A 1,604-nucleotide genomic window follows, 5' to 3' on the forward strand; every position below is an offset into this window, starting at 1 on the left:
CGATCGCTTCGAACCAGCGCCCTTCGGCTGTCCGCATCGGCTCGATATCCGGGGAAAAAAGTTTCTTCCTCTCAATCTTGTTCATGTGCCGCGTGGCATTGATGGCGATTGCCGCAGTGGGTTTGAAATGCCGGAAATTGGAATTGAGCCACGGGATCATGATTCGTGGTAAGAATCTCTGCCGCAATAGTAATTAACCATCCGGATGTGCCGGACTTAATAAAAAAAGTGCCGGGAAAATCCCGGCGCAGACGTAACGATTTTGTCAGCAATACCGTTAGTCGAGCAGGGCGCCCATGGCTTCGTCGTACCGGGCAGTCATGACGTAATCGATACCCGAGACGCCGGCTGCTTCCTCGGTCAGGGCCATCAGGTCGTCGCGGCTGATGGTGGACAGGTTGAAGTTCCTGCTGCCTGCCATGAGCTGCTGGAGGCCGGTCCTGAACTTGGATGCGTGCGTGTAGATACCGACTGCACCCATGGGGATCTCCTTCATCTTGGTGCCGTACTTCTCCTTGAGTTCTTCGTAGCAGACGAAGATCTCCTGCATGCTGTTGCCGTACTTGGACACGGACTTTGGCAGTTCGCCGTCCTTGATCCACTTCTCGATGTTCTTGCCCACGAATCCGGGGATCATGAGGGCACGGCCCATGCAGACCGCCTTGAAGTACGGGCTGCCCATAGCGAGCGCCTTGAAGACGCCGGGCTCGTCTGAGAACCCGCCGGCCATGGCGAGGTCGGGGACGCGGTAGCCCTTCTTCTCGAGCTTGGTGGCGAACTCGTACGTGAGTGCCTGCAGGTAGAACGTCGGGATACCCCATTCGTTCATCATCGGCCACGGGCTCATGCCGGTACCGCCGGGTGCACCGTCGATCGTTAAGAGGTCGATCTTGGCTTCCGAACAGTAGCGGAGTGCCATTGCGAGCTCGACCATGGAGTACGCACCGGTCTTTAATGTCACACGCTTGAAACCGATGTCGCGGAGCCGGTCGATCTCTTCAAGGAACCCTTCCTTGGTGACAAAGCCGAGGCGGGAGTGGCGCTCGAATTCCTTGATGGCGCCGGCCTTGAAGGCTGCCTGGTTCTCCTTCGTGGTCGGGTCGGGGAGGACGATGTAGCCGCGCTTCTTGAGCTCGATGGCGCGCTCAAGGGTCTTGACCTTGATCTCGCCGCCGATGCACTTTGCGCCCTGTCCCCACTTGAGCTCGATGGTGTCGAGGTTGTGCTTGCTTGCAACGTACTCGGCAACACCGAGGCGGGTGTCCTCTACGTTCATCTGGACGAGGATTTCACCGTACTTGTTGTGGAATTTATTGTACGTGTTGATCCGGCGGTCCATCTCGGGAGATGCCGTGACCTTCTTCTTGGAGTCAAGCTTGAGGCCCGGATCGATACCGCAGACGTTCTCACCACAGACAAGGGTGATACCGGCAATCGCTGCACCGACAGCGAAGTGCTCCCAGTTTGCCCGGGCAATCTCGGTCGATCCGAGGGCACCGGTAAAGATCGGGACCTTCATCTGGACTTTCTTGGACCAGCCGTACTCGGTCTCGGTATCAACGGAGGAGAAAACCGCTGAGTCCGGGTCGGCCTTGGTTCCCTTG

The 1,604-nt window shown here is 57.8% G+C and carries 1 protein-coding gene; it reads right to left on the reverse strand.

The genetic code is table 11. The features are described from left to right. Positions 1–277: 277 nt before the first annotated feature. On the reverse strand, positions 278–1,604 hold a 1,327-nt coding region (locus CW742_RS12310; protein ID WP_292420790.1), incomplete at its 5' end, for an FMN-binding glutamate synthase family protein.

Origin of the sequence: Methanoregula sp., from assembly GCF_002835825.1 — an archaeon.
GTDB lineage: Archaea > Halobacteriota > Methanomicrobia > Methanomicrobiales > Methanospirillaceae > Methanoregula.